This window comes from Agrobacterium sp. SORGH_AS_0745 (genome assembly GCF_030818995.1).
In the GTDB taxonomy this organism is placed as follows: Bacteria; Pseudomonadota; Alphaproteobacteria; order Rhizobiales; family Rhizobiaceae; genus Agrobacterium; species Agrobacterium tumefaciens.
Genome location: NZ_JAUTBI010000001.1, coordinates 1,339,455 through 1,364,173, shown reverse-complemented (window position 1 = coordinate 1,364,173; position 24,719 = coordinate 1,339,455). Strand labels below are relative to the sequence as shown.

The 24,719-nt window shown below is 58.8% G+C and carries 28 protein-coding genes; 9 read left to right on the top strand and 19 right to left on the bottom strand.

Features of this window, described 5'->3' with window-relative positions; all coding sequences use genetic code 11:
* Window positions 1-11 precede the first annotated feature (11 nt).
* The 4 genes from QE432_RS06285 to QE432_RS06270 are packed head-to-tail and all read left to right on the top strand — an operon-like array spanning window position 12 to window position 3,726.
* Window positions 12-1,013 (top strand): ABC transporter permease, encoded by a 1,002-nt coding sequence (locus QE432_RS06285; protein WP_065687828.1) that lies wholly within the window; start codon window positions 12-14, stop codon window positions 1,011-1,013.
* On the top strand, window positions 1,010-2,020 hold the full coding sequence (locus QE432_RS06280; RefSeq protein ID WP_142851170.1) for an ABC transporter permease: 1,011 nt from the start codon (window positions 1,010-1,012) through the stop codon (window positions 2,018-2,020). Before QE432_RS06285 ends, QE432_RS06280 begins: the two co-directional genes overlap by 4 nt.
* A gap of 3 nt (window positions 2,021-2,023) precedes the next feature.
* Complete coding sequence (gene rhaM, locus QE432_RS06275) at window positions 2,024-2,347, top strand: L-rhamnose mutarotase (protein WP_065687829.1); 324 nt, start codon at window positions 2,024-2,026, stop codon at window positions 2,345-2,347.
* On the top strand, window positions 2,344-3,726 hold the full coding sequence (locus tag QE432_RS06270; protein WP_065687830.1) for an FGGY-family carbohydrate kinase: 1,383 nt from the start codon (window positions 2,344-2,346) through the stop codon (window positions 3,724-3,726). The genes rhaM and QE432_RS06270 overlap by 4 nt, the downstream gene beginning before the upstream one ends.
* Before the next feature lie 55 nt (window positions 3,727-3,781).
* Here the strand turns inward: QE432_RS06270 and QE432_RS06265 are convergent, their stop codons facing one another.
* From QE432_RS06265 to QE432_RS06250, 4 genes are all read right to left on the bottom strand, one after another.
* Window positions 3,782-4,618 carry an alpha/beta fold hydrolase gene (locus QE432_RS06265; RefSeq protein WP_112674739.1) on the bottom strand — a complete coding sequence of 279 codons (837 nt, stop codon included), beginning with the start codon at window positions 4,616-4,618 and terminating at the stop codon, window positions 3,782-3,784.
* Window positions 4,619-4,953: 335 nt separating this feature from the next.
* Window positions 4,954-5,649 (bottom strand): FkbM family methyltransferase, encoded by a 696-nt coding sequence (locus QE432_RS06260; RefSeq protein ID WP_065687832.1) that lies wholly within the window; start codon window positions 5,647-5,649, stop codon window positions 4,954-4,956.
* A gap of 164 nt (window positions 5,650-5,813) precedes the next feature.
* Window positions 5,814-7,748, bottom strand: a complete 1,935-nt coding sequence (locus QE432_RS06255) for a putative bifunctional diguanylate cyclase/phosphodiesterase (RefSeq protein WP_003511211.1) — start codon at window positions 7,746-7,748, stop codon at window positions 5,814-5,816.
* A 9-nt stretch (window positions 7,749-7,757) separates the two neighbouring features.
* Complete coding sequence (locus QE432_RS06250) at window positions 7,758-8,264, bottom strand: molybdopterin-dependent oxidoreductase (RefSeq protein WP_003511212.1); 507 nt, start codon at window positions 8,262-8,264, stop codon at window positions 7,758-7,760.
* A 625-nt stretch (window positions 8,265-8,889) separates the two neighbouring features.
* Between QE432_RS06250 and QE432_RS06245 the strand changes: the two genes are divergently transcribed.
* Both QE432_RS06245 and QE432_RS06240 read left to right on the top strand, forming a co-directional pair.
* Entirely contained in the window at window positions 8,890-10,326 is a 1,437-nt protein-coding gene (locus QE432_RS06245) for an NAD-dependent succinate-semialdehyde dehydrogenase (RefSeq protein WP_003511213.1), read from the top strand.
* A 325-nt stretch (window positions 10,327-10,651) separates the two neighbouring features.
* Entirely contained in the window at window positions 10,652-11,749 is a 1,098-nt protein-coding gene (locus QE432_RS06240; protein WP_142851172.1) for a DNA alkylation repair protein, read from the top strand.
* Between the two features lie 18 nt (window positions 11,750-11,767).
* On the opposite strand, the gene QE432_RS06235 is transcribed toward QE432_RS06240, so the two are convergent.
* The 5 genes from QE432_RS06235 to QE432_RS06215 form a co-directional block, all read right to left on the bottom strand.
* Entirely contained in the window at window positions 11,768-12,793 is a 1,026-nt protein-coding gene (locus tag QE432_RS06235; RefSeq protein ID WP_013761716.1) for a sulfate/molybdate ABC transporter ATP-binding protein, read from the bottom strand.
* Between the two features lie 5 nt (window positions 12,794-12,798).
* A complete protein-coding gene (gene cysW / locus QE432_RS06230) occupies window positions 12,799-13,686 on the bottom strand; it encodes a sulfate ABC transporter permease subunit CysW (protein WP_065687834.1) in 888 nt (295 codons plus the stop codon).
* Window positions 13,687-13,689: 3 nt separating this feature from the next.
* Window positions 13,690-14,532, bottom strand: coding sequence for a sulfate ABC transporter permease subunit CysT (cysT, locus tag QE432_RS06225; RefSeq protein WP_013761717.1), 843 nt, complete (start codon window positions 14,530-14,532; stop codon window positions 13,690-13,692).
* 54 nt (window positions 14,533-14,586) lie between these two features.
* Complete coding sequence (gene cysP / locus QE432_RS06220) at window positions 14,587-15,573, bottom strand: thiosulfate ABC transporter substrate-binding protein CysP (RefSeq protein WP_065659633.1); 987 nt, start codon at window positions 15,571-15,573, stop codon at window positions 14,587-14,589.
* Between the two features lie 173 nt (window positions 15,574-15,746).
* Window positions 15,747-16,817 carry an enoyl-CoA hydratase/isomerase family protein gene (locus QE432_RS06215; RefSeq protein ID WP_142851173.1) on the bottom strand — a complete coding sequence of 357 codons (1,071 nt, stop codon included), beginning with the start codon at window positions 16,815-16,817 and terminating at the stop codon, window positions 15,747-15,749.
* A 281-nt stretch (window positions 16,818-17,098) separates the two neighbouring features.
* Between QE432_RS06215 and QE432_RS06210 the strand changes: the two genes are divergently transcribed.
* Window positions 17,099-17,350, top strand: a complete 252-nt coding sequence (locus QE432_RS06210; RefSeq protein ID WP_065687836.1) for a DUF2934 domain-containing protein — start codon at window positions 17,099-17,101, stop codon at window positions 17,348-17,350.
* 68 nt (window positions 17,351-17,418) lie between these two features.
* Here the strand turns inward: QE432_RS06210 and QE432_RS06205 are convergent, their stop codons facing one another.
* Window positions 17,419-18,222, bottom strand: coding sequence for an SH3 domain-containing protein (locus tag QE432_RS06205; protein ID WP_003511225.1), 804 nt, complete (start codon window positions 18,220-18,222; stop codon window positions 17,419-17,421).
* Complete coding sequence (locus QE432_RS06200) at window positions 18,223-18,441, bottom strand: hypothetical protein (protein ID WP_139104343.1); 219 nt, start codon at window positions 18,439-18,441, stop codon at window positions 18,223-18,225.
* A gap of 39 nt (window positions 18,442-18,480) precedes the next feature.
* Between QE432_RS06200 and ubiG the strand changes: the two genes are divergently transcribed.
* Window positions 18,481-19,227, top strand: a complete 747-nt coding sequence (ubiG, locus tag QE432_RS06195; protein ID WP_026330704.1) for a bifunctional 2-polyprenyl-6-hydroxyphenol methylase/3-demethylubiquinol 3-O-methyltransferase UbiG — start codon at window positions 18,481-18,483, stop codon at window positions 19,225-19,227.
* 82 nt (window positions 19,228-19,309) lie between these two features.
* On the opposite strand, the gene QE432_RS06190 is transcribed toward ubiG, so the two are convergent.
* Genes QE432_RS06190 through QE432_RS06175 form a run of 4 tightly spaced genes read right to left on the bottom strand, consistent with a single transcriptional unit; the run spans window position 19,310 to window position 21,722 of the window.
* Window positions 19,310-19,738 carry a DUF1178 family protein gene (locus QE432_RS06190; RefSeq protein WP_003511227.1) on the bottom strand — a complete coding sequence of 143 codons (429 nt, stop codon included), beginning with the start codon at window positions 19,736-19,738 and terminating at the stop codon, window positions 19,310-19,312.
* Entirely contained in the window at window positions 19,735-20,586 is an 852-nt protein-coding gene (locus tag QE432_RS06185) for a carbon-nitrogen hydrolase family protein (RefSeq protein WP_003511228.1), read from the bottom strand. Before QE432_RS06185 ends, QE432_RS06190 begins: the two co-directional genes overlap by 4 nt.
* Window positions 20,587-20,615: 29 nt before the next feature.
* On the bottom strand, window positions 20,616-20,870 hold the full coding sequence (gene grxC / locus QE432_RS06180) for a glutaredoxin 3 (protein WP_003511229.1): 255 nt from the start codon (window positions 20,868-20,870) through the stop codon (window positions 20,616-20,618).
* Window positions 20,871-20,930: 60 nt separating this feature from the next.
* Window positions 20,931-21,722 carry a ComF family protein gene (locus tag QE432_RS06175; protein ID WP_065662512.1) on the bottom strand — a complete coding sequence of 264 codons (792 nt, stop codon included), beginning with the start codon at window positions 21,720-21,722 and terminating at the stop codon, window positions 20,931-20,933.
* A gap of 144 nt (window positions 21,723-21,866) precedes the next feature.
* Between QE432_RS06175 and QE432_RS06170 the strand changes: the two genes are divergently transcribed.
* A complete protein-coding gene (locus tag QE432_RS06170; RefSeq protein ID WP_003511231.1) occupies window positions 21,867-22,748 on the top strand; it encodes a methyltransferase domain-containing protein in 882 nt (293 codons plus the stop codon).
* 17 nt (window positions 22,749-22,765) lie between these two features.
* Here QE432_RS06170 and QE432_RS06165 read toward each other — a convergent pair whose 3' ends face one another.
* From QE432_RS06165 to QE432_RS06150, 4 genes are all read right to left on the bottom strand, one after another.
* On the bottom strand, window positions 22,766-22,957 hold the full coding sequence (locus tag QE432_RS06165) for a Flp family type IVb pilin (protein ID WP_026330706.1): 192 nt from the start codon (window positions 22,955-22,957) through the stop codon (window positions 22,766-22,768).
* Window positions 22,958-23,051: 94 nt separating this feature from the next.
* Window positions 23,052-23,366 carry a hypothetical protein gene (locus tag QE432_RS06160; protein WP_003511234.1) on the bottom strand — a complete coding sequence of 105 codons (315 nt, stop codon included), beginning with the start codon at window positions 23,364-23,366 and terminating at the stop codon, window positions 23,052-23,054.
* 162 nt (window positions 23,367-23,528) lie between these two features.
* A complete protein-coding gene (mutT, locus tag QE432_RS06155; RefSeq protein ID WP_003511235.1) occupies window positions 23,529-23,942 on the bottom strand; it encodes an 8-oxo-dGTP diphosphatase MutT in 414 nt (137 codons plus the stop codon).
* Complete coding sequence (locus QE432_RS06150; protein ID WP_013761724.1) at window positions 23,939-24,715, bottom strand: GNAT family N-acetyltransferase; 777 nt, start codon at window positions 24,713-24,715, stop codon at window positions 23,939-23,941. The genes mutT and QE432_RS06150 overlap by 4 nt, the downstream gene beginning before the upstream one ends.
* Window positions 24,716-24,719 lie beyond the last annotated feature (4 nt).

Sequence of the window (24,719 nt, the reverse complement as noted above, 5' to 3'; positions counted from 1 at the left end):
GGGGCAAAACCATGCAACGTTTTCTCAAAAATCGCGAATGGCTGCTGGCGGGCATCATCGTCATCATGATCGCAGGCTTTGCGCTGCGAGCGCCCGGTTTCGGTAAGCCGGCCAATCTCGTCAATATCTTCAACGATACCTCCATCCTCATCATCCTGGCGCTTGGCCAGATGGCGGTCATTCTCACCAAATCCATCGATCTTTCGGTTGCCGCCAACCTCGCCTTCACCGGCATGGCAGTGGCGATGACCAATGCCGCCTTCCCGGGAATTCCACTGCCGCTTCTCATCGCCATGGCGGTCGGCATCGGCGCGTTTCTGGGATCGATCAACGGCATTCTCGTCTGGTGGCTCGGCATTCCGCCCATCGTCGTCACGCTCGGCACGCTCACCATCTATCGCGGCATGGCCTTCGTGCTGTCGGGCGGCGGCTGGGTGAATGCGCACCAGCTTTCGCCGACCTTCCTCAACGTGCCGCGCACCATGATCCTCGGCATGCCGGTTCTGTCCTGGGTCGCCATCCTCATCATCGCCGGTGCCTGGCTGGTGCTCAGCCGGACTTCTTTCGGCCGCTCCGCCTACGCTTCCGGCGGTAATCCGGGCGCTGCGGTCTATGCCGGCATCGATGTCGGCCGCACGCGCTTTCTGGCTTTCGTTCTGTCGGGTGCACTGGCAGGACTTGCCAGCTATCTCTGGGTGTCGCGTTATGCCGTTGCCTATGTGGATATCGCCGCCGGTTTCGAACTCGATAGCGTGGCGGCAAATGTGATTGGCGGCATCTCCATTGCCGGCGGCATTGGCTCGGTGGCAGGCGCTGTGCTCGGCGCACTGTTTCTCGGCGTCATCAAGAACGCCCTGCCCGTCATCGGCATTTCTCCCTTCGCGCAAATGGCGATTTCCGGCGTGGTTATCGTGCTCGCCGTCGTCTTCAACGCCCGCGCCGAAGCTCGAAAAGGGCGCTTCATCCTGCGCGACCGGGCGGCAAGCGATCAGGCCAAGGAGGCCGCAGCATGAGTACGAATTCTCAACCGGCGCAGAAGCCGCGCATCATTCCAGACAAGCTTGGCACGCCGTTGCGCCGTCTCCTGGCAAGCTGGGAAGTGCTGCTGCTCGGCGTCGCGATCCTCATCTTCATCGCCAATTCGTTTGCCTCGCCCTATTTTCTCAATGCCTGGAACCTGTCCGACGCGACGTTCAACTTCACCGAAAAGGCGATCATCGCCTTTGCGATGGCGCTTCTGATCATCGCTGGCGAGATTGATCTCTCAGTCGCCGCCATCATCGCTCTCGCCTCCACCGCAATGGGTGCGGCGGCGCAGATGGGTGTCGGCACGCCGGGGCTCGTCGCCATCGGCATCGGAACCGGGCTACTCTGCGGGGCGTTCAACGGCTTTCTCGTCGCTGGCCTCAAACTGCCATCCATCGTCGTCACCATCGGTACGATGAGCCTGTTTCGCGGTATTTCCTATATGGTGCTGGGTGATCAGGCCTATGGCAAATATCCGGCGGATTTCGCCTATTTCGGTCAGGGTTACGTGTACTCGGTCATCTCCTTCGAATTCGTACTGTTCCTCGCCATGGCCGTCATCTTCGCCATTCTGCTGCACGCCACCAATTTCGGCCGGCAGGTCTACGTGATCGGCAACAATCCGTTTGCCGCCCGTTTTTCCGGTATTCCCGTCGAGCGGGTCAAATTCATCCTCTTCCTTTTGACCGGCCTGATGAGCGGCATCGCCGCCGTCTGCCTCACCTCGCGGCTCGGTTCCACCCGTCCCTCGATTGCTCAAGGCTGGGAGCTTGAAGTCGTGACCATGGTGGTGCTCGGCGGCGTGTCCATTCTCGGCGGCTCCGGCACCATTGCAGGTGTCGTCATCGCTGCCTTCGTCATGGGCCTCGTCACCTTCGGCCTCGGTCTTCTGAACGTGCCTGGCATCGTCATGTCGATCTTCGTCGGCCTGCTTTTGATCATCACCATCGCCATACCCATCGTTGTGCGCCGCCTTCGCGCCATCAGAGGCTAAGCCATGCCGGAATTAGAAAAACACGCTTTCAAGATGAAACTCTTCGCCGGCAAGCAAGCCGAATATAGACGGCGCCATGACGAGATATGGCCGGAACTGGTTGCTCTACTGCATGAAGCGGGTGTGAGCGACTATTCAATCCACCTCGACCCGAAAACCGACATCCTGTTCGGCGTGCTGACCCGCCCGAAGAACCACGGCATGGCAGCATTGCCCGAGCATCCCGTGATGAAGAAATGGTGGGCGCATATGGCTGACATCATGGAAAGCAACCCCGATAATTCGCCTGTCGCGACTGACCTTGTGACGGTGTTCCACCTGCCATGAATGACATGACAAAGCCACGCCGCGTCGCGGTCATCGATATAGGCAAGACCAATGCCAAGGTCGTTGTCATCGACACCCGAAACGGCGAAGAGATAACCGGTGACAGACGTTCCAACCCTGTCCTTCGTGACGGCATTTATCCGCATTACGATGTGGAGATGCTCTGGAGCTTCATTCTCGCCTCTCTGCGGCGGTTCGCGGAAGAGCCGGGTTTCGACGCGATTTCCATCACGACCCATGGCGCGTCTGCCGCACTTCTTGACGAAAACGGCGATCTTGCCATGCCTGTGCTGGATTACGAGCACAGCTACCCCGCAAGCGTTGCGGAAGCCTATCTCCGCATCAGGCCGGATTTTGCTGAAACCGGCTCGCCCTCGCTTCCAGCCGGATTGAACCTTGGCGCACAAATCCATTTCCAGAAAACCGCCTTTCCGCAGGAATTCGCTGGGGTGCGCAGCATCGTCACCTACGCGCAATATTGGGCGGGGCGGCTGACCGGCGTTCAGGCCACCGAGACGACCTCGCTCGGTTGCCATACGGATTTGTGGAATCCGCGGCTGAAGGCGTTTTCATCGCTGGTCGAGCGCTTGGGCATTGCGCACTTGATGGCACCGGTGCGCTCCGCCTTCGATGTACTCGGGCCAGTCCGCGAATCGGTGGCGCTGGAAACCGGGCTTTCGGCGGATATATCGGTCTATTGCGGCATCCACGATTCCAACGCCTCGCTACTGCCGCATCTGCTGCGGCGGCAGGGTGATTTTTCGGTCGTCTCCACCGGCACCTGGGTGGTGAATTTCGCCATCGGCGGTACGGCGGAGACGCTGGATCCCGCCCGTGATACGCTTTTGAATGTCGATGCCCTCGGGCGTCCCGTTCCCTCCTCCCGCTTCATGGGCGGCAGGGAATATGAAACGCTGACGCAACAATTCGGGCCTGCTCCGGACGAAGAAACCAAAGCCGCTCTCGGCGGCGTGCTCACAAGAGGCATGATGCTGTTGCCCAGCGTCGTCAGCGGTTCCGGCCCCTTCCCCGGCAAAACAGCGCGCTGGATTGCCGACGACAATGCCACGGTTGCTGAACGGCACGCGGCAGCGGCGCTTTATCTCGCCCTGATGACGGAGTTCAGTCTATCGCTCATCGGGCAGAAAGGCCCGATACTGGTCGAAGGGCCATTCGCCAGCAATGCGCTTTATCTCAAGGCGCTGGCAGGTGTTGCCGAAACTGAGGTCATCGCCGTCAGCGGTTCCACAGGCACCAGTGCCGGGGCAGCACTCCTCACCGGTATCAAACCACTTGCCGGCCGCGAGCGTCATTTCGCTCCCGATGCCATTGCAGGGCTTCCCGCCTATCGCAGCGAATGGCAGGCCCGTCTGGCTTGACGCAAGACGACAAAATGCGGCCGGGTATCCAGCCGCATTCCGTTTTGCAAAAGGATCAAGCCTTGATGAAGGCCAAGAGATCGGCGTTGAGCACGTCTGCATTGATGGTCAGCATGCCGTGCGAGAAGCCGGGATAGGTCTTCAGCGTACCGTTTTTCAGGAGCTTCACCGATTTCAGCGCAGAGTCCGCAATCGGCACGATCTGGTCATCTTCACCGTGCAGCACGAGTGTGGGCACGCTGATGGCCTTCAGGTCTTCGGTCTGGTCGGTTTCCGAGAATGCCTTGATGCCATCGTAATGCGCCTTGGCACTGCCCATCATACCCTGCCGCCACCAGTTCTGGATCACGCCTTCCTGAACGGTCGCTCCATTGCGGTTGAAGCCGTAGAACGGGCCGGAGGGCACATCGCGGAAGAACTGCGCGCGGTTTGCGGCAAGTGCTGAACGGAAGCCATCAAAAACCTCCATCGGAAGGCCCTCGGGGTTGGCCTCGGTCTTGAGCATCAGCGGCGGCACGGCGGAAACCAGAACGGCCTTCGCGACGCGGCCTGCGGGTTCACCGTGTCTGGCAACATAACGCGCCACTTCGCCACCGCCGGTGGAATGGCCGATATGCACGGCATTTTTCAGGTCCAGCGTTTCTGCAACGGCAAAGGCGTCTGCGGCATAATGGTCCATATCGTGACCTTCGGAAACCTGCGCGGAGCGACCGTGACCACGGCGATCATGGGCGACGACACGATACCCTTTCGAGAGGAAAAACAGCATCTGTCCATCCCAGTCGTCGGAGCTGAGTGGCCAGCCGTGGTGAAACACGATGGGCTGAGCATCCTTCGGGCCCCAGTCCTTGTAGAAGATGTCCGTTCCATCTGTCGTCTTAACAAAGCCCATGATCGTTTCTCCTTCGGTTGCGTTGGCATCTTCCGGTGCGATCTATGTTGTGCGCCGGTTTGATGGAGGGATGATGACGCAGGAAAATATCCGCAACAATTGCAACAATAATTCTGAATGAATTGCTGATCTGGCAATAATGGCCGTGCCGCCCGTTGTCTTACGCCCGGGTACCGGCGCTAAACGGCACCGCGACCGAAAAGTTGCGACAGAAGACGCAAACGGATTGAAATAACCAACCGGATAAGTTGCGGTTTAAATTGTAATCAACGGCGCACGGGCGCGGTCGCGACTGCACACCGCCGGAAACGAAACTCGCTAAGTTATTCGAACTCTCAATCCACGTCGGGATCGTATTCCCTCGGGCTGTCGTCCTTGGAAAACAACACGCAAGGGCCGCGTGAACCGCGCGGATCATAGGCGTATCCCTTGGCGGTCAGTGCCTGCATGATGTCGCGAACACCTTCGAGGCCATAAAGGTGATCGTGCAGCTCGACGAATATCCGCTCCACGCCAGCAAGCTCGGCATTGCCGAGCAGATCGCGTTCCGCGCCCTCGATATCCATCACGAGCGCCGTGATGCCCCGGCTGGCGACAAACGCATCGATATTCTCGGACGAGATTTCGATGCGCCTTTCATAAGGACCCTGATTTTCGTCCATGGACGACATCCAGAGATCCTTGCGGACATAGAAGGGATAGGTACGCGGCTGGTCGGCCGTGAGAAGTCCTTGGGAAAACACGACATTGCCACGGCAATTTGCCTTGATCACCCGTTCCGCCAGTGCCGCTGTGGACGGATTGGCCTCGAATGCCCAAACGGAAACATCCTGAATACCGGCAATGATCGAGGTTATGATGCCGATGCCGGACCCCAGTTCCAATACGCGATCGCCGGGCTTGATGGCTTTCAGGACGCTGCGGGCCTCTTTCGCCTCATAGCTGCCGTCGGTCAGCGCCTGCCATATGACGGGCGATACCTCATCGGAAGAAAGAGGCAGGGCTACGCCATGCACATCCAGAATTTCCATATTTCCCAAGCCCTTTCTCAAAACCCGGTCTCGTCAACAGAACGATCCCGCATAGACCGCGAATGCTCTACAGTATCGGTGCGACAAACGGTATTGGTTTTCGCCGTCAACGATGTATCCCACTGAAATTTAACATGGCTTGCCCTGTTCGAAAGCAAACCCGTTCAAACAGAACTCCAGGCCACAAGCTCCTTGGCCGGCAACGGCCTGCTGATCAGATAGCCCTGTACCAGATCGCATCCCAGACGTTTGACCAGCTCATATTGCTCCTCCGTCTCGATGCCTTCGGCGATGGTGGTCATTCTAAGGCTGCGCCCGACGCCGACCACGAATTCGACGATCGCCAGCGCGTCGCGGTCGCTGGTGATATCGCGCAGGAATGACCGGTCGATCTTGATCTTGTCGAACGGCACGCCGCGCAAATTCGCAAGCGAGGAGTAACCGGTGCCGAAATCGTCCATGGCGATCTGGATGCCGACGGCCTTCAGCCGCGTTAGCGTGTTGATCGTCTGGTCGCTCTTGTTCAGCAGGATCGATTCGGTGATCTCAAGCTCGAGCCGGCTCGGCTCCAGCCCGCTTTTATCAAGGGCACCCATCACGTTCTGAATGAGGTTGGTACTGTGGAACTGAACCGGCGAGAGATTGACCGCCACCTTCATGTCCTCATCCCATCGCATCGCCTCGCGGCAGGCAGTCTCCATCACCCATTTTCCGAGCGAATGGATAAGGCCGGTTCGTTCCGCAACGGGAATGAACACGCTGGGCGGAACATCGCCGCGCACTGGATGTTTCCAGCGCAAAAGTGCCTCGAAGCCACAAAGCTTGCGGGTCTGCGTCGCCACCTGCGGCTGGTAATAGACCTCCATCTCGTCGTTCTGCAGCGCAGTCTGCAGATCAGCCTCGAAGGATTTCTTTTCGGTCAGCTGCTTTTGCATGCGGACTTTGAAAACACTCGCCCGGCCAGGGCCGATGGCCTTGGCTTCATAAAGCGCCAGATCCGCGCGCTTGAACAATTCATCCGCATCGACGGTACCATGCGATATGGCGATGCCGATGCAGGTGCCGATTTTCACCTCCTGCTCGCCGAGCTGGTAGGTCCGGCTGATCTGCTCGATAAGCTTGGAGGCGAGACGGCGCGCCGTGTCCTCATTGAGATCATCTGACACGACAGCGAATTCATCACCGCCAAGGCGGCAAACCATGTCGTAATCACCGCCGATCCCCGAAAGGCGCTGTGCCACGGCCTGAAGCAAGGCGTCGCCCGAATCGTGGCCAAGCGTGTCGTTGACGTCCTTGAACCCATCGAGATCAAGCAGAAGAATGGCCGTCGTTCCATTGCCGCCGAAAGAGCGGCGCAACCGCTCGATAAGTTCCTGCCGGAACAGCGAGCGGTTCGGAAGGCCCGTCAGCGCATCATGATAGGCATCATGCTCCAGCCGGACATTCTTGGCCTGCAATTCAAGCGTGGCGGCGCGCAGGTCGTCCGTCAGCCCGCGCATGCTTTTCTGCGCGCGGTTCAACAGATCGTTCTGGCGAAGCAGCAATATCACCAGCGCGATGCCGCACAGGATCAATCCGCCCGCAAGCGCGGTGTAGACGATATGCAGCTTGCGCACGTCCTCATGGGCCGTATCGATCAGATTGACGTCATAGGCGACCGACGACGAAGCCAGCGTCGTCATCGGCGCATCGAGCGAGCTCATCTCGGAGAGCAGATCCGGAACATCCCTTGGCTCCAAGGTGTTCATCTGCTGTTCCAGGCGGGCCAGAACCGCGTCAAGGCGGGTTACGAGATCCCGCCATTGCTGTTTTTCATTGATGAAAGCGCCGAGGTTACCCTGCTTCAAGAGCTCCAGGCGGCTTAGCATGATGTCCATGCGCAGCTGCAATTCGTCCCGGTCTATGACACCGGGACTGAGCGCAAAAACGGCCAATTTGTTCTGAAGGCGGAGATACTCCGCCACGGTCTGACTGACCGCCCACGAATCGTTATAGCGGGCAAATTTCTGCAGAGCGGTCTGACGCTCGGCAATGACGAAAGCGATATAGCCCGTTGCCAGGACGAAGCAACAGATGATCACCGCCACAAGTTTTCGCAAACGGCACCTTTATTCCACTATCAATTTGGCAACTTGCCATGCGGACCGCGAATAATAGGTCTGCTTCTGCAATTCCGGGTCGCTATCATAGGGATAGATGACAAACAGCGGACCCTTTTCGCGAACTGTCATGTAGTTGCCATCCAGCTTGATCGCGAGGATAACGTTAAATTTCTTAAAATCCTCAACCGGTATGGTGCTCACATAATCGTTGAGTGCAACTGCCGTTACGCTGGTGCCTTTTGCACCGACGAGATCCATCAACTTTGCCAGTGACACGCCGTCAAAACGAACGCGGCCATCGTGCCAGGGCGTCGTGGTCTCCACCGTCACCATGCCCAATCCCTCCAGCATGTCGCGATCGAATACCGCAGCGCCATCGGCATTGGTGTTGGTGATGTTTCCGGAGATGGTCAATATCGGCTTGCCTTGCGGCTTGGCGATCGTCCCGGCCTCGGCACAGGAAAGCCACATGAGCGACAGAAACGCACTGAGAAGTACCCGGGCGAAACTCATACTCTTTCTCCATCTAGCGTTCAGGTCGAGGGGTTTTCGCCAACCTCTGAGGGTCAAGGGAACCGACGCTCGCAATATATATCAGGAATGAGTGTTATATCCTTAGTGAGATTTTATCCGTATTTTCTCTAGGTTTTGAGTAAACCGTTTGGATAATTTTTCCGTCTTATTGTACTTTTTTACACTTCACGCCCTGTTATGACGCAAGCAACACTACAAGTTACGTCTTCGTATCAATCCGTCTGGTGCGACAAAGGCCAAATTGCGGCATATGCGTGATTGCTTAACAACAGCAACACATGATTCGCGCGTATCGGACAAGACCAATGCGCGTTCGGCATCCGCCTGCCTGTCAGGCAGGAAAGCCGAGAGACAAGTTTCGCATCACAGAAAAATCATGGCGATTGCCAGAGCGAACGGTTGAAACATACCGTACGCAACTTAATATAAGAGCTGTCATTTCCGTTTCCGGCATTTTCAGCTTCCTCTTGCCGGAAATGCCCAGACGCCCGTTCCGCGCAGCGCAAGCGGCGATACCGGATATAGTCCGGTCAGGAAAATTCTGTTCACGTCTCCGGGCTGGACGGCACCCTGCCGTATCGGCCGCATCATGAAGGTAGTCCCTATGCACACCTATCCCGACATCAAACTTCTCATTGATGGCGAATGGCGAGACGCCGTTTCCGGCAAGACGATCGCCGTATCCGACCCTGCGACCGACGAAATCATCGGCGCGATCGCTCATGCCGAAAAGGCGGACCTCGATCTGGCACTTGCCGCCGCCGAGCGTGGCTTCAAGGTCTGGCGCGACACCTCGCCCTTCGAGCGTTCCAAGATCATGCGCAGGGCAGCCGATATCCTGCGCGAGCGCAAGGACAAGATCGCCTATATAATGACCCGCGAGCAGGGCAAGCCGCTGTCGCAATCGGCAACCGAAATCATGGGCGCCGCCGATACCATCGACTGGTTCGCCGAAGAAGCACGTCGCACCTACGGCCAGGTCATCCCGGCGCGCGCAACCGGCGTTTCCCAGCTTGCCATCAAGCTGCCGGTTGGTCCCGTCGCGGCGTTTACGCCATGGAACTTCCCGATCAACCAGATCGTCCGCAAGCTTTCGGCTGCCCTTGCCACGGGCTGCTCCATCATCGTCAAGGCCCCGGAAGAAACACCGGCATCGCCGGCGGAACTGATCCGAGCGTTTGTGGATGCGGGCGTGCCGGCGGGTGTCATCGGTCTCGTTTACGGCGTGCCATCCGAGATTTCGGAATATCTGATCCCGCATCCGGTCATCCGCAAGATTTCCTTCACCGGCTCCACGCCGATCGGCAAACATCTGGCAGCGCTTGCCGGCAAGCACATGAAGCGCGCCACGATGGAACTCGGCGGTCATGCGCCAGTGATGATCTTTGACGATGCCGATATCGAAAAAGCGATCGAGGTGACCTCGCTTGCCAAGTTCCGCAATGCCGGTCAGGTCTGCGTCGCTCCCACCCGCTTCCTCGTGCAGGACGGTGTGGCGGATCGCTTCCTTGAAGGTTTCGTGGAAGCCACGAAGGCGATCAAGGTCGGCAACGGCCTGGAAGAAGGTGTCGTCATGGGGCCGCTCGCCAATGAGCGCCGCATCCCAGCGCTGGAAGGCCTGATCAACGACGCCGTTTCCCATGGCGCGGAACTGAAGACCGGTGGCCGCCGCATCGGCAACAAGGGCAACTTCTTCGAGCCCACGGTGCTCGCCAACGTGCCAGTGACAGCCAAGATCATGAACGACGAGCCCTTCGGTCCCGTCGCCATCATCAACCGCTTCTCGACGTTCGATGATGCCATCAACGAAGCGAACCGCCTGCCTTTTGGCCTCGCATCCTACGCCTTTACCAGCTCGGTCAAGACAGCGCATGCGCTCGGCCACCAGGTCGAGGCGGGCATGCTGACCATCAACCACAACGGCCTTGCGCTTCCCGAAGTCCCCTTCGGCGGCGTCAAGGATTCCGGTTATGGCACGGAGGGCGGTTCGGAGGCGGTTCAGGCCTATCTGGAGACGAAATTCGTCAGCCAGATGAGCTGAAGCTTTGGATGCAAGCTCAGGGCGGATGACAATATCCGCCCTGAACCTGAATTTGGCGAACCCGGAATCTCCACGCATCGTCACTCCGGACTAGATCCGGGGTCCAGCGCGGTCAAGTCACTGATCGCAAAAGACTATTCGCCGCGCAGGCGCCCAGTGGCCGGATTCCGGATGCCGGATCAAGCCCGGAATGACGGAGTGAAAGGCCTTCGTCAATCTGTGAAGAAGCAAGATCTGCTATGTCTTTTCTTCGGTAGTAGCGCCTTCCCTTGCCTCCGTCCTCATCATGTCCTAAAAGAACAAAAAGTGAACTTTGAGAGGCCCTATGAGCGAGACAGCGGCACCCGCGTTGAAGGAAATCTTCAACCACGAAAAACTGCGACACATCGCCGATCAGACCAAAGCCGTTCATGCGCCTTTCGATGTTCCCGCCTTCATGGCGCTTGCCACGACAAATCTCGAAGCGCTGGGCATCATGCAGCGCATGCGGCAGGTGGCGACCAGCCTGCACGCCACGCTTCCCGGCGACTTTGCCCGCAACATCGAAATTCTGACAGCCGCAGCACCCGGGATAGGCAACGGTTTCGCGTCCATTTCGCTGCCAGAATATGTGGCGCTTTACGGTCTCGACGATTTCGATCTTTCCATGCAGGCGCTGCAATATTTCACCCGTTTCGGCTCCTCGGAATTTGCCATCCGCCATTTCCTGCAAAGGGATCTGGCCCGAACACTTGCCGTGATGGAAACATGGTCGCGACATGACAACGAACATGTGCGAAGGCTGGCGAGCGAAGGCTGCCGGCCGCGCCTGCCTTGGTCGTTTCAGCTCAAAGCCCTGATCGATGATCCCTCACCGGTCACCGCGATCCTCGATGCCATGAAAGCTGACGAGGCGCTTTACGTGCGCAAATCCGTCGCCAATCATCTGAACGACATCACCAAGGACAATGCCGCTTTCGTGCTGGCGTTCATCGACACATGGCCGAAGGAAAACCCGCATACACGCTGGATCGTGCGGCAGGCCTTGCGCACTCTGGTCAAGAAAGGCGACGCTGCCGCACTCGCCCATTTGGGCGCCCATAAGGAGGCTCAGATCGCACTTTCGGCGTTTCAGGTTTCTCCTGAAAAGGTCGCTCTTGGTAATCCAGTGCGGATTTCAGCTTCTTTCACCTCGACGGCAGAAAGCCCGCAGAAACTGGTGATCGATTATGCCGTGCATTACGTGAAAAAGAGCGGTGACGCCTCCGCGAAAGTCTTCAAGTGGAAAGAAATCGAGTTGCAGCCGGGCGAAACGTGCGCGCTCTCGATAAGCCGCGCCATGCGCGATTTCACCACCCGCAAGCACTATGCGGGTGTTCACAAGGTTGACCTGATGGTCAATGGCAGGCTGGCGGCCGAGGCCTTTTTCGAACTGCTGATATGAGGCTGGCGAGAGCGTCCCTCAAGCCGCCGGGAAAATCTTCGCACGGCGGATGATGACGGAACCGCGATCGCCTGCCGCGACATCATTTTCCGGCGGCACGTCGAATTCCAGGAGATCGCCGCCATCTGTGCTGGCAATCACCCGCCGCTCGCCTGCCCTGTCGAGAACCCGCGAAACCGAGGCTGGAATGCCCTCGTGCAGATCTTCCCATTCCAGGTCGGAGGGACGGGCATAGATCTCAACGGCGCCATCCGCCTGACCGTAGGAGAAGGGCAGTTCGTTGTCACCGACATAGACCTTGCCGCCGCGCGCCACGCCGGACACACGGTTGGCATCGCCGAGAAAGCGCATGACGAAGGCGCTGTTCGGCTGGCGGCACACTTCCTTCGGCGTGCCCTGTTGCACGATCTCGCCCTGATTGAGGATGACGACGCGGTCAGCGAGATCCAGTGCCTCTTCCTGATCATGTGTCACGAAAATCGTGGTAATGCCCAGCGCGCCGTGAATTTCACGCAGCCAGCGGCGCAGGTCGCGGCGCACATTGGCATCCAGCGCGCCGAAGGGCTCATCCAGTAGAAGCACTTTGGGATCGACCGAAAGCGCACGGGCCAGCGCCACACGCTGCCGCTGCCCACCGGAAATCTGCGCCGGGAACCGGTCGCCCAGACCGTCAAGCTTGACCAGGTTCAACAGTTCCCCGACCCGCGCATCGATCGCCGCTTTGTCGCGCTTCACCTTCGACACCTTCATGCCGAACGCGATGTTTTCATGCAGCGTCATATGCGGAAAAAGTGCGTAGTGCTGGAACACGAAACCGACGCCGCGATCGCGCACCGGAATATTGGTGGCGTCTTCGTCTCCAAAAAAGATGCGGCCGCCATCGCTATATTCGAGACCGGCGACCATGCGCAAAATCGTGGTTTTGCCTGAACCCGAGGGGCCGAGCAGCGCCAGAAGCTCGCCACTTTCAATATCGAGCGAAACATCGCGCACCGCGCGGAATGTATCGAAGGTCTTCACCACATTTTCGAGGCGGATTTTCATGGGTATCAGGTCTCCGTGGCGATGGCGGCACCGCCGTTGGTCTTCTTGGCCCCGCGCCCCGCACCGCGCCCTTCCAGCGCCACCTTGGCGATGATGGTGATGACGGCGAGCAGAGCGAGGATGGAGGCCGACGCAAAGGCGCCGGCCGTCTGGTAATCATGGTAGAGCAGCTCGATATGCAGCGGCAGCGTGTTGGTCTGGCCGCGAATATTACCTGACACGACCGACACCGCGCCAAATTCACCCATGACGCGGGCGTTGCACAGAACGACGCCGTAGAGCAGCGCCCATTTGATATTCGGTAGCGTCACCGAAAAGAAGGTGCGCCAGCCGGATGCGCCAAGCGAGGTGGCCGCCTCCTCCAGATCGCGGCCCTGCGCCTGCATCAATGGGATCAGCTCGCGCGCCACGAAGGGTGCCGTGACGAACATCGACGCGATGACGATGCCGGGTAGTGCAAAGAGTATCTTGATATTATGCGCATCGAGGAACGGCCCAAACAGCCCCTGCAGCCCATAAACGAAGAGATAGGCGACACCGGCGACGATCGGCGAGATGGAGAAGGGTATCTCGATCAGCACCAGCAGGAAGCGCCGGCCGGGAAAATCGAATTTGGTGATCGCCCATGCGGCCGCGACGCCGAAGGCCGTGTTGATCGGCACCGCAATCAGCGCCGTCAGCACCGTCAGCATGATGGCGTGGCGGGTATCGGGGTGGGTGATGGTGGCTGAGTAAACCTTCCAGCCCTGCGAAAAAGCCTCGACACCGATGATGGTCAGAGGAGCGACAACCAGGAACGCGCCGATGACGAGCACAAAAGCAATCAGGCTGCGGCGAACCCAGGGTGCATCACCAACGCGTGGCGGCTTGCGGCGGGAAGAAAACGCGCTCATGTCTCAGCTCCTCACCGTATAACGAAGCGCACGCGCCTGGAGGTAATTGGTCACCGCCAGCATCACGAAGGCCGCGATGAGCAGCACCGAGGCGATGGCGGCGGCGGCCTGATAATCATATTCCTCAAGCCGGATGAAGATCAGCAGTGCGGTGATTTCCGTCGAGAACGGCTGGTTGCCGGCAATAAAGATGATTGCCCCAAACTCGCCGAGGCTGCGTGCGAAGGACAGCGAAAGACCAGCCAGCAGAGCGGGTGTCAAAAGCGGCAGGATGACCTTGCGGAAGATTTCGAGATCGGAACCGCCGAGCGATTGCGCCGCCTCCTCCAATGCCGGATCGAGGTCTTCGAGCACCGGCTGCACGGTGCGCACGATGAAGGGTAGACTGGTAAAGGCCATCGCCACCATGATGCCGAGCGGCGTATAGGCAACCTTGATGCCGAATTGCGCAAGCACCGAGCCGAACCAGCCGTTACCCGCAAACAGCGTCGTCAGCGCAATGCCGGCAACGGCGGTGGGAAGCGCAAAAGGCAGATCGACAATGGCATCGACAAGGCGCCAGCCGGGGAAACGGTAACGCGTCAGCACCCAGGCGAGCGCCAGTCCGAAAACGACGTTGAACAAGGTCGCGGCGAGAGCGCAGAGCACCGTGACGCGATAGCTCGCAACAGCGCGCGGCGAAGAGATAATGGCCCAATATTCGGCTGGCCCGAGGCTCGCCGCCTTGAACACCAGCGCCGAGAGCGGCAGAAGCACGATGATGGCGACGTAAGTGAGGGTAACGCCGAGGGACAATTTAAGCCCCGGCAGAACATTCCGCTTCAAACCCCGCCCCCATTTCATCATAAAGCGACCCGGCAGTTTCCCGCCGGGTCTTTTACCTGTTGCATATCGTCGTGATTAACGGCTGCCGTAGAGCGTATCAAGCGTCGCGCCGGACGCAAAATGCTCTTTCTGGATTTTATTCCAGCCGCCGAAGACGTCATTGACGTTGACGAGGCGAATGGCCGGGAACTTGTCCTTGAACTCGCCGACAACCTTTTCGTTGTGAACGCGATGGCCGAATTCGGCAGCAATGCGCTGGCCCTCTTCGGTGTAGAGGAAATCGAGGTAGCTCTTCGCCAGATCGCGCGAGCCGCGCTTGTCGACCACCTTGTCCACCACAGCGACCGGGAATTCGGCGAGCAGGCTGACGGAAGGCACCACGCCCTCAACCTTGTCGGCGCCATATTGCTTGGCAATGCCGCGGGTCTCAGCTTCGAAGGTGATCAGCACGTCGCCGATTTCACGTTCCACAAAGGTGGTGGTGGCGGCGCGGCCTCCGGTGTCGAAAACAGGGGTGTTGTCGAAGATTTTCTTGACGAATTCCTGAACCTTCTTCTCGTCGCCGTTGAACTTCTCCTTGGCATAGGCCGTGGCGGCGAGATAGGTGTAACGGGCGTTACCCGAGGTCTTCGGATTGGGGAAAACCACCTTCACGTCGTCACGGGCAAGATCGTCCCAGTCTTTGATGTGCTTGGGATTACCGGCACGCACGAGAAAGGACGGGAAAGAATAGAACGGCGAGGCGTCGTTCGCAAAATCCTTCTGCCAGTCGGCGGAAACGAAACCCTGCTTCACCAGAAAATCGACATCCGTTACCTGGTTGAAGGTGACGACATCGGCTTCCAGACCCTCAACGATGGCACGCGCCTGCTTGGAGGTGCCGGCGTGCGACTGATCAACCGTGATACCCGGATGCAGCTTGATGAAAGCCTCGTTCTCGGCTGCGAAAACCTCACGGGCAACATCGTAGGAGGCGTTGAGAATGGTGGTCGGAGACTGCGCCTGCGCCGCACCTGCAAAAAGAGCGGCAATGGCAGTGCCGATGATGAGAAGACGTTTCATGAATACCCCCGGAAAATCGAATGGTCGTCAACATAACGGGGGGCGACAACGCCTGCGAGCAACAGCCGTGCGTTAAGCAGAAGCGTATTAGAAATTTCACCCAAGCAACATCAATTCGAAAGGTGATGATTTCATATATGTCCGCAAGCCGGATTTCTTTTGCGTTGCGCAATCTAAAGGCGGTGCTCGGGAAAGAGATTACCGGAATGTTTGGTAAAATATGGCAGAAGGTCTTCTTCACGCACCTCTTCCAGCTGTGCCGGTCGCCAGCGCGGATTGCGGTCCTTGTCGACCAGGGCCGCACGCACGCCCTCATAAAAATCATGACCCCGCAATATCTCCGTGCCGGCGGCAAATTCCCGTTCGAGGCATTCGATGAGGCTGGCGCTTTCCCGCCCCAGGCGCAGCAGCTTCAGGGTTAGTTTGAGACTGGTAGGGGAGCGTTTTTTGAGAATTTCCAGAGTCTCGCGCGAAAACGTATCGTCACGCTCCGAAAGTGCTGCGAAAATCTCCTCGACCGTGTCGAAACGGAATGCCGCGTCGATGATCTCACGGTGTGCCGACAGGACCCCCTCACCAGCTTCGACGGCATAAGTTCCGATTACCGCCTCGACACCATCAGGATCGAGCGCTTGTGATAGATTCTGCACCAAATCTGTAAGGCGCGCAGAAGGGACGAAATAATCGGCAAAACCGGCATAGATCGCATCGGCAGCAGTGACCGCATTGCCTGTCAGCCCCAGCCAGGTGCCACATTCGCCCGGCGCTCTGGGCAAAAGCCAGGAACCGCCGACGTCAGGGAAATAGCCGATACCGGTTTCCGGCATGGCAAGCTTCGTCCGCTCGGTGACGATGCGGTGGCTGGCATGGGCGGAAATGCCGACGCCGCCACCCATGACGATGCCGTCCATCAACGCGACATAAGGTTTACCAAAGCGGGCAATGTGATAATTCAGCGGAAACTCTTCGCGCCAGAAATCCAGCACCTGCGGATCGCCCGCTTTGCCGAGATCGTGAATGATCCGAACGTCACCCCCCGCACAGAGCCCCCTGTCGCCTTCTCCTGTCAGCACCACGCAGGAAACGTCAGGATCATCCTCGAAACGGTGAAGCGCCTGAAGCATGGCACGAACCATCGGCAGCGTCAGGCTGTTGATGGCTTTCGGACGGTTCAGGTGGATGACACCGGCCCCTACCCGTCTCTCGATGACGACCTGCGTCTCCGCTTCCGTTGCAACTTCCAAGGTCGCCTCCTCCGCTACCGTTCACCAGCCCATCTTGGAGGTCCGGGCGCGATCACGCAACGTTGATCTTGTCCTTCAGGAACGTCTTTCGCTCAAACCGCTTTCACCCGCGTAAAATGCCTGAAATCCGCTTTCGCAATGCAGCATGTTTGCTTGACGCCCGGAAAATCATGGCATGTAATGGAGTTTGAAATGCCGGCATTGATTCCTGTCGAGCGTGTGCCGGACCAAGCGGAATGTCGCCTTGTCAAAGGCGTTGTCAACAGCAACGGGAGACGAGCATGCAGGTTTCGGAACAAGAGTGGATCAGCAAACGGGCCTATACACTTTGGGAAAAGGAAGGCCATCCTCATGGCCGTGACGCGGACCATTGGGAACAGGCAAAGCATGAATTTTCGCTGCTGAAGACGTCGGAGGCGACAAAGCCTGCCCAGCGCAAGAAAGCAGTGCCGAAGACCGCTGCTGCGGAGCCGGAGGCAGAAGCCCCCGCAAAACCCAAGGCCCGTGCACGCAAGGCAGCAACCGCGAAATAAAAGTACTCTCGTGATAATATGAACCGGCAAATGAAAAGCCCGACGAAATCTCGCCGGGCTTTGTCTGTTTATCGCGGATCGCAACCGGGATCACCGACCCGGCAACCGCCCTGAAAGTTTTCCGAGGCGGGCGCGCGGCGTGGATCATCCCACTGGCGGCGCTCCGGACGACGCTGGCCTTCGTCCTGATTCGGCTGGCGATCGCGATTGCGGTCGCGATTTTCTTCCTCGAACCGCGGGCGGTCACCATCTCGACGCGGCCTGTCCTGATTTCCATCGCCCCGGTTTCTGTCACCCTGGTTCCAGTCGCCGTAACGGCGCTCCCAGCGGCCATCATTCGGTCCACCGCCCTGACGCGGATCGCGCCATTCATCCCGGCGGCCATCACGCCATTCGTCGCGCGGACGCGGGCGTTCCCAGTCACCGCGCGGCGGCGGAGGCGCAGCATTCCAGTAACCGCCTGATGGCGGCGGACGACGCCAGCGGTCACGCTCGCGGTAGAAGTCACGGTCACGATAATAACGGTCCCAATAACGACCGGCTTCGAAGGTGATCACGGGAACGCCGAGATCGCGGTAATAACGCGGCTCAACGTAGACCCGGTTCTGCCTGAACGTCGTCTGGATGTAACGACCGGCGACCCAACCACGACCGCTGACGAAAGAGACGTCGCACCACGGCGTATCGGACAGGCAGCCATGAACCGTCAATGGTGCGCCGACCGGGATCACGACCACGGCCGGATAGGCTGTGCTCGGACCGGAGCGCATATTCACATTCGCGGTGGCAAAGCCGCGAGTCGCAGCTTCGGCAAGGGCCGGCGCGGCGAGCATGGCCACCAGCGCAATTGCGCCAAACAGTTTTTTCTTCACTTACTTCTCCTCAAGCAAAAGCCCGCTTTGCCCTTGTCGGCGTCCATCGATTTCGATGGACGAGCATGCGTTCCACATACTGCCATGGCTGGAAAATACGCCGTGTTCCATGAACGCAGCATGAAACAAATCGCAGCCCGTTTCAGTTCCACCTGCGGCAATGAAGCACCCGGGAATTTGCCGACGGAATGTGCCGCCGGTCTTGACTTCGGGGATCAATCATCCGACTTCAATGCAACAGCAATATGGAGCAGAACCATGAGCGAAACCGCACAGACGACCGTCGACCAGAGCGAAGTGGATCGCTTCTCCGCGATGGCTGCGGAATGGTGGAGCCCGACGGGCAAGTTCCGGCCGCTGCACAAATTCAACCCGGTGCGGCTTGAATATATCCGCAACCGCATCTGCGATAATTTCGGCCGCGACCCGAAGGCGCACCGCCCGCTTGAAGGGCTGCGTGTGCTAGATATCGGCTGCGGCGGCGGCCTGCTTTCCGAACCCGTGGCGCGCATGGGCGCGGACGTGGTGGGCGCCGACCCTTCAGAAAAGAATATCGGCATCGCCTCCACCCACGCCCGTGAAAGCGGTGTCAGCGTCGACTACCGCGCCGTGACCGCCGAACAGTTGCTGGAGGCGGGCGAAACCTTCGACGTCGTCCTCAACATGGAAGTTGTCGAGCATGTGGCCAATGTCGATCTCTTCGTCACCACCTGCGCGAAAATGGTGCGTCCCGGCGGGCTGATGTTCGCCGCCACCATCAACCGCACGCTGAAAGCCCGCGCGCTCGCGATCTTCGCCGCCGAAAACGTATTGCGCTGGCTGCCGCGCGGCACCCACCAATATGAGAAGCTGGTTCGCCCGGATGAGCTTGAACGACCGCTGGTGGCCAGCGGCATGGATATCGTCCACCGTACCGGCGTCTTCTACAACGTATTGCAGGACCGCTGGAACCTCTCGCCGGACATGGAAGTCAACTACATGATGCTGGCGAAAAGACCCGCGTGAAGCCAGCGTACCCAACTCTCCGGTCATGAACGACGGATGACGTCACCCTGAGTGGTGGACGTCATCAGAATCGCAAGCAAACTCAATTCACATCATCGGGCAGCACTGGCAACGGTGCAATCTCGATGCCCTCGTCAATCAGGGCCTTCGCGTCCTGGGCAGACGCGTGGCCGATGATGCCGCGTTCGTCGGCCTCGCCATAGTGGATCTTGCGGGCTTCTTCAGGAAATTTATCGCCGACATCTTCCGCATTCGCGCGGATATTTGCGACCGCCTCGCGGATTTTTGCGATAGCCTCTTTTCTGGCCGTGTCCATGGCGAGCGACTGGCGTTCGTCTTTTTTGCGGGCGGTGGAGACCGAAGGCGCCATCAGAAGTTTGGAAACCTGCGGGGAATTGCACATCGGGCAGGACAGGAAGCCGCGCTGCAACTGATTGTCGAAATCGTCGCTCCCGGAAAACCAGCCTTCGAACTCATGGCCCTTTTCACAGGCCAGCGCATAACGGATCACGCCGCCTCACCTCCAGCAGGAATAACCGTGTCCAGTCCGAACTCGCGGGCATTGCGCAGATTGGGGATTTTCCCGCGCGCGGCAGCCACGAGAGACGTGTCGATCTCTGCGAAAATGATCTCTTCCCCGGCGCCACCGGCCATTGCCAGCACCTTGCCCCAGGGATCGATGATGATGGAATGGCCGAACGTGACCCGCCCGTCCTCATGCAGGCCGGCCTGTGCGGCGGCAATGACGAAAGCGCCGTTTTCAATGGCGCGGGCACGCAGCAGAATTTCCCAGTGGGCTTCCCCTGTCTGGCGGGTAAAGGCGGCCGGAACCGTCAGAACCTCGGCGCCGGCGAGTGCCTCCGCCCGGAAAAGCTGCGGGAAGCGCACATCGTAGCAGATCGCAAAGCCGAATTTCCCCAGCGGCAGTTCGGCAACGCGAGCGACAGCGCCGGGTTCGTAAGCCGCACTTTCGCGCCAGCTTTCGCCATTGTCGAGATCGACATCGAACATATGGATCTTGTCATAGCTGCAGATACGCGAACCGTCAGGCGCAAACAGAAAACCGCGATTGGCAATCTTGCCATCCGGGCGGGCAATCGCTGTCGAGCCGACATGGACATGGATGCCGAGTTCGCGTGCCAGCCGCGCGGCGGTCGCAACGATGATATCGCCATCGTCGTCACGCAGCTGGGCGCGAAGCGCCTGCCTGTCCTTCTGGAGAGCGCCGGTCATTTCCGGCGTCTGAACATAGACAGCGCCCGCAGCCGCAGCAACACGTACCAGGCGCTCCATATCGGCGGCGTTTTTCACCGTATCGACACCCGAGCGCATCTGAATGGCGGCAGCCTTGAAAATCATCACGTCCTCCGTATCGAAAATCGAGCCGATTAAGCGGCCAGCATAACGTCGAGTTTGCCAGCACGCTCCAGTGCATGCAGATCGTCGCAACCGCCGATATGCTGGCCGTTGATGAAGATTTGCGGGAAGGTCGTTCCGCCGGATTTCTCGATCATTTCCTGCCGGTATTCCGGCGTCGTCGTCGCGTTATATTCGGCGTAATCGACGCCCTTGCTGTCCAGCAACGCCTTGGCGCGCGCGCAATAACCACAAAAATCCCGTGTATAGATCGTTACCGGTGCCATGTATTTCGAAGCCTCGCAAACGTGTGCTGAAACGCACGATATCCTCGTTTCATTCAGGCTTCATATAGGGCCGGAAATGGCCATTGCAAAGGTCAAAACGGTCACATCCGTGGCACCCGCCTTCCGCAAGACGCGACTTGCCGCGCCCACCGTTGCACCAGTGGTATAAACATCATCCACCAGCACCACTCGCTTGCCATAAACATCGGTTTTTCGGCCGGGCGCTATTGCAAAAGCACCCCGCACATTGTCCTGCCGGGCAAGCGCGGAAAGCCCCACCTGCCGCTCGGTCGGCTTCACGCGCAACAGCGTGCCGGCAAACAGCGGTTTGCCGGTGGCCTTGGCCAGATGCCGTGCGAGCTCAGCGGACTGGTTGAAACGGCGACGCCAGAAGCGGTGGCGATGCAGCGGAACCGGCACGATACAGTCGCAGCTATCAACCGTTCCGTCGCTTGCCCGCAGCATCCACAGCGCCATGAAACGCACAAGATCGGTCCGGTCCTGATATTTCAGCCGGTGTACGAGTTTACGCGCGGTTCCCTCATGGCTGGCAACAGCACGCAGACGGTCGAAAGGCGGTGGGTCGGCGATGGCTTGTGCGCTTACAACACCCGCGCCGTGATCCCGGGCGAAGGGAATGCCCAGAACCTCACAAAAAGGTCGATCGATAAAGGCCACATCCCGCCAGCAATCCGCACACAGGGCACCCTCGCCGCCGGTCATGCGGGAACACCCTGCGCAAGTGGGCGGATAGACCATGCGGAAGGCCGAGTGCAACACGCTGCGTGCCGCCACCGACACCGTCGCGGACCTCGACAGCAATCCCGAAAACAGATCTTCACCAGCGCCCATGAGGTTGACTTTAGCGCCGAACGGGTGCCTTTGCGAGAGAGATATGTTTCGGCCTCTGACCGGAAAAACAATGCCCGAAGCGGCATGACAGCAACGATGCGGCCCGCCAATCCCAAAGGCGCTACAGGCCGAGCAGGCACGACGATGGATATTCTCTTTGACCAGGCCCTGATCGAACAAAATCGCCGCCGGGCGTGGAACCGGCGTGACGACAAGGCCCTGTTTCTTCTCGACATGGCCGCCGACGAGTTTGCCGACAGGCTCGCCATCGTCGAGCGCCGTTTCGAGACCGCAATCGAACTGCACGGCGGGACGGGCATCACCGCCCGGCGCTTGACCGAGACGGGCAAGGTGGATGCTATCCGTCGTATCGAGACGGATACCTCCTTTGCGACGGATGGGAATCTGCCGCAGGTGGCCTCCATGGAGCATCTGCCGCTCGAAGAAGCCTCCGCCAATCTCATTGTTTCCCCGCTTGCCCTCCACCTCACCAACGACACCCCCGGTGCGTTGATCCAGATAAGGCGGGCGTTAAAGCCGGACGGACTGTTTCTCGGAGCCATTCCCGGCAGCGGCACATTGCAGGAACTGCGCGATGTGCTGTTGACTGCAGAAGCCGAGTTGACCGGCGGCGCCAGCCCGCGCGTCATTCCCTTTGCCGATGTGCGCGATGTTGGCGCACTGTTGCAGCGTGCCGGTTTTGCGCTTCCCGTCACCGACGCGGAAACTTATACGGTGCGTTACGACTCGATTTTTCCGCTGATGCGCGATCTGCGCGCCATGGGCATGGCCAATCCGCTGGCAAGCCGCAGCAGAAAACCGCTCAACCGCGCTTTTTTCCTGCGGGCAGCGGAGCTTTACGCCGAACGTTATTCCGATCCGGACGGGCGGATCAGAGCCACGTTTTCCATCATCTATGTCTCAGGCTGGGCACCGCACGAGAGCCAGCAGAAACCGCTGAAACCTGGTTCCGCCAAAATGCGCCTTGCCGATGCCTTGAAGACGACCGAAGTCAAGCTTTCCTGATAGGCGTAGCGCAGGCCTCAGATGTTGGCAAAAGTATCGGCGAGGAACTGGAATACAGCATTGATGGTGCTGCCGATGGTGGTTCCGCCACCGATGATGGCGGCGGAAATAACGCCGACGATCAGGCCGTATTCGACTGCGGTCGCGCCGTTTTCGTCTTTAAAGAAACGAATAAAACAATGCAGCACGGGATATTCTCCATCCGCCATCCGGTGCTTACGCTAACCGGCATTATATATTGCTAAAATCGAATTTATACTATGCCACGGGCATGAGTAATCCGTTACCGATGATGGTAAACGATCAGCAACCGCTCTCGCTGCTATAGCCCGTCACGACACAGGGCATCTCGGGCATCGGCTGGGTTATGCTGCGGCGGATGGAATACGTCTTGCCAGCATCGGTCTTCTTGATGGAGCCGGTGCTTATCATGTCGTAATTGTCGGAGAACTGCGCGACGCGCGTTGATGATTTTCCGGCAAGCATGGGGGTGACGATCAAGGAAAGAGCAATCACAGCCGTCCCGAAAAGCAGCGCGACATTAAGAACGCCGGTGCGACGGGATTTATTGGAGTAAGACTGACGACCTTCCACCGTCTTCCAGAAATCCTCGTTCATAGCCAACCTCATACGCGCAGTTTACCGCTTCTTTAGCTTAACAATCTGCCAGAGGGTGCTGAACGATCTGTTAACACAGCCTCGTTTTGGCACGGTAAAGCGGAGTTACGGGATGTTTTCAACAGGCTGCGCGAGGGGATCGAACCCGCCAGGAAGTTCGCTTTAAAGCAAATCCTGAAGGAAGGGGATGAGCGGCTCGTCGGCCGGCGGCATCGGATAATCACGCAGAGCCTGCGGCTTTACCCATTTAATTGCCTGTCCTTCGCGCCCATGGGCCATGCCTTCATAACGACGGCACACGTAAAGCGGCATCAGCAGGTGAAAAGTCTCGTAGGTATGGCTGGCGAACGTCAGCGGCGCGAGGCAGGCTATCTTGGTCTTGATACCCAACTCCTCGTCCAACTCGCGGACGAGGGTCTCCTCCGGTGTTTCGCCTTGTTCCACCTTGCCGCCTGGAAATTCCCACAGGCCGGCAAGCGACTTGCCCTCAGGTCGTTGCGCCAGAAGAATACGGCCGTCCTGATCGAGAAGGGCGCAGGCGGCAACCAGCAGGATTTTTTTGCCGGCTTCGCTCATTCTTCACCAGCCTTGCGCCAGTAGCGATAGGAATAGGCCTCGGTGAAGCCGAATTTTTCATAAAGTGCAATCGCGGGCGCATTTGTGGAGACGACCTGCAACCAGGCGCTTTTGGCGCCGCTGATGCGGGCCCAGCGCAGTGCTGACGCCAGCAGCTGCGTGCCGAGGCCCTTTTTCCGCTGCGACTTCTCGACATCGAGGGAAAGAATGCCGGCAAGATCGTTATCCTGCACGCAGATAACGGTGGCAAGTGCGCTGCCCCCTGCTTCTTCGTTGATGAACAGGCCAAGGGTCGGCTTGATCGAACTGAGGATTTCAGCGATCGCCGGGCGCAGGGTCGGGTCGCCATCGCTGACCTTGATGCTCGCCTCGACAAAACGGCCAATATCGTGGCTCGGCAGGCTGACCAGCGTTTCCGGCAGTTCCATGCCAGCGAGATCGGCCGTCATGACCTTGACCTCCTCAACCATGGACCAGCCGTCCTTTACCAGAAAATCCTTGAGCTGCGGCGGCATCAGCGTCGTTTCGCGCACCACCAGCGGACGGCCGAAATCCTCGAAGCGCTTGCGCGCCTTTTCCAGCCGCACCGCGCAGTTTCCATAATCGGAAGGATCGAGCGGCACCACGCAATTGATGCGTTTTGATGGATGCGACCCCGTCAGGCGGATTTGCCAGCTACCGTCATAAATCACCGACGAGGCCGGCCAAGCCCGAAAGCTGACTGCTTCCAGACGGCGAACCAGCGGCAGATTGACGATTTTATTGTCCTGCATTCTC